This is a genomic window from Streptomyces sp. NPDC043861 (assembly GCF_056435905.1).
The window spans coordinates 1-3,024 of sequence record NZ_JBWKDP010000040.1 but is presented as its reverse complement, the minus strand read 5'-3'; the positions used below and the strand labels follow the sequence as shown (position 1 = coordinate 3,024).

Sequence of the window (3,024 nt, the reverse complement as noted above, 5' to 3'; positions counted from 1 at the left end):
TGAAGCTCACGACGCTGCGGCCGGAGCAGGCGGCGTACATCGGTGTCGAGGTCGAGGGTCCGTACAAGCCGGACCACTACCGCTACTGACACCCATCCCCACCGGAGCAACCGGCCGACCGGCATCGCGACATCAGACCACCTACCCCAGGGAGCGTGCATGTCCCGCCGTCTCTTCACCTCGGAGTCCGTGACCGAGGGGCACCCCGACAAGATCGCCGACCAGATCAGCGACACCGTTCTCGACGCACTGCTGCGGGAGGACCCCACCTCACGCGTGGCCGTGGAGACCCTGATCACCACCGGTCAGGTGCACATCGCAGGAGAGGTGACGACCAAGGCCTACGCGCCCATCGCGTCCCTCGTCCGCGAGAAGATCCTCGACATCGGCTACGACTCGTCGGCCAAGGGCTTCGACGGCGCCTCGTGCGGGGTGTCCTTGTCGATCGGCGCGCAGTCGCCGGACATCGCGCAGGGTGTCGACACCGCATACGAGTCCCGGGTCGAGGGCGCCGCCGAGGGCAGGGACACGGACGAGCTCGACCAGCAGGGCGCGGGCGACCAGGGCCTGATGTTCGGCTACGCCACCGACGAGACACCCGAGCTGATGCCGCTGCCCATCCATCTGGCCCATCGGCTGGCCAGGCGGCTCACCGACGTCCGCAAGGACGGCACCGTCCCCTATCTGCGCCCGGACGGCAAGACCCAGGTGACCATCGAGTACGCGGGCAGCAGGCCGGCCCGGCTGGACACCGTCGTGGTCTCCACCCAGCACGCGTCCGACATCGACCTGGACTCGCTGCTCGCGCCCGACATCCGTGAGTCCGTCGTCGAGCACGTGCTGAAGGAGCTGGCCGAGGACGGCATCAAGCTGGAGACCGAGGGCTACCGGCTGCTGGTCAACCCGACCGGCCGCTTCGAGGTCGGCGGCCCGATGGGCGACGCGGGCCTGACCGGCCGCAAGATCATCATCGACACGTACGGCGGGATGGCCCGCCACGGCGGCGGCGCCTTCTCCGGCAAGGACCCGTCCAAGGTCGACCGCTCGGCCGCGTACGCGATGCGCTGGGTCGCCAAGAACGTCGTGGCGGCGGGCCTCGCCAAACGCTGCGAGGTCCAGGTCGCCTACGCGATCGGCAAGGCCGAACCGGTGGGCCTCTTCGTCGAGACCTTCGGGACCGCCCTCGTGGCGACCGAGCGCATCGAGAAGGCCATCACGGAGGTCTTCGACCTGCGCCCGGCCGCGATCATCCGCGACCTCGACCTGCTGCGGCCCATCTATGCGCAGACGGCCGCGTACGGCCACTTCGGCCGTGAGCTGCCGGACTTCACCTGGGAGCGCACCGACCGGGTGGACGCGCTGCGCAAGGCGGCGGGGGTCTGAGATGCGTGTCGCCGTCACCGGATCCATCGCCACCGACCATCTGATGACCTTCCCCGGCAGTTTCACCGACCAGCTCCTGGCCGACCGCCTGGACAAGGTCTCGCTCTCCTTCCTCGTCGACGGACTGGAGGTCCGGCGGGGCGGTGTCGCCGCCAACATCGCCTACGGGCTCGGCGGCTTCGGGCTCGGCCCGATCCTGGTCGGTGCCGTGGGTGATGACTTCTCCGAGTACCAGGTCTGGCTCAAGGAACACGGGGTCGACACCGACGCCGTCCATGTCTCCGCCACCCGGCAGACGGCGCGCTTCCTGTGCATGACCGACCGGGACATGAACCAGATCGCCGCCTTCTATCCGGGTGCGATGAGCGAGGCCCGGGAGATCCGCATCCGGCGGATAGCCGACTACGCCGGCGCGCTCGATCTGGTGCTGGTCTCTCCCAACGACCCTGAGGCGATGGTCCGCCACACCGTGGAGTGCCGCGAACTCGGCGTCCCCTTCGCCGCCGATCCTTCTCAGCAGCTGGCCACGCTGACCGGCCCGCAGATCGAGCAGCTGGTGGATGGTGCCCGCTGGCTCTTCACCAACGAGTACGAAGCGGCCCTGCTCCTCGAACGCACCGGATGGCAGCGGGCCGACGTGCTGCGGAGGGTCGGCACCTGGGTGACCACGCTCGGCGCCGACGGCGCCAGAATCGACCGGGACGGTGAGGACCCCGCCGTGGTGCCTGCCGTCCCGGCACGGGAGACCGCCGACCCGACCGGTGTCGGCGATGCGTTCCGGGCAGGTTTCCTGGCCGCGGTCGGCCGTGGGCTTCAGGCCGGCGCGGCCGCGCAGCTGGGATGCGCACTGGCCACCACCGTGCTCGCAACCGTCGGTCCCCAGGAGTACGAGGTGCGCCCTGCGGCCCTGCTCGCGGACATCACCACCGTGTACGGACCCGAGGCAGCGGCCGTGTTCGCTCCCTGGCTGGGGGAGGAACCACGGTGAGTGCACGAGTCGACGCCCTTCGTCGGGCACTCGCCACTCGGGTGGTGGTGGCCGACGGGGCCATGGGCACGATGCTCCAGGCGCAGGACCCCACGCTCGAGGACTTCCAGGACCTCGAGGGCTGCAACGAGGTCCTCAATGTGACCCGCCCGGACATCGTCCGGTCGGTGCACGAGGCGTATTTCGAGGTCGGTGTCGACTGTGTCGAGACCAACACGTTCGGTGCGAACTTCGCGGCGCTGGCGGAGTACGACATTCCCGAGCGTGTGCACGAGCTCTCGGAGGCGGGTGCGCGCATCGCCCGCGAGGTCGCGGACGCGTTCACGGCCTCCACCGGACAGCAGCGCTGGGTCCTGGGCTCCATGGGCCCCGGGACCAAACTGCCCACCCTGGGTCACGCGTTGTACTCCACGCTGCGTGACGCCTATCAGCGGAACGCGGAAGGGCTGGTTGCCGGTGGTGCGGACGCGCTGTTGGTGGAAACGACCCAGGACCTGTTGCAGACCAAGGCCGCGGTGCTGGGTGCCCGGCGCGCGTTCCAGATCTTGGGTGCGGAGGTGCCGCTGATCGTTTCGGTGACGGTGGAGACGACGGGGACGATGTTGTTGGGGTCGGAGATCGGTGCGGCTCTGACGGCGTTGGAGCCGTTGGGT

The 3,024-nt window shown here is 69.5% G+C and carries 4 protein-coding genes; all 4 read left to right on the top strand.

The genetic code is table 11. The features are described from left to right. On the top strand, positions 1 to 89 hold an 89-nt coding region (locus AC068D_RS35645), incomplete at its 5' end, for an adenosylhomocysteinase (protein ID WP_362693304.1). A gap of 70 nt (positions 90 to 159) precedes the next feature. Further along, entirely contained in the window at positions 160 to 1,383 is a 1,224-nt protein-coding gene (metK, locus tag AC068D_RS35640; RefSeq protein ID WP_478827301.1) for a methionine adenosyltransferase, read from the top strand. Between the two features lies 1 nt (position 1,384). Further along, positions 1,385 to 2,371 (top strand): carbohydrate kinase family protein, encoded by a 987-nt coding sequence (locus AC068D_RS35635; RefSeq protein ID WP_478827300.1) that lies wholly within the window; start codon positions 1,385 to 1,387, stop codon positions 2,369 to 2,371. After that, positions 2,347 to 3,024, top strand: a 678-nt coding sequence (locus AC068D_RS35630) for a homocysteine S-methyltransferase family protein (RefSeq protein ID WP_478827302.1), incomplete at its 3' end; no start/stop codon positions are given. The genes AC068D_RS35635 and AC068D_RS35630, both read left to right, overlap by 25 nt.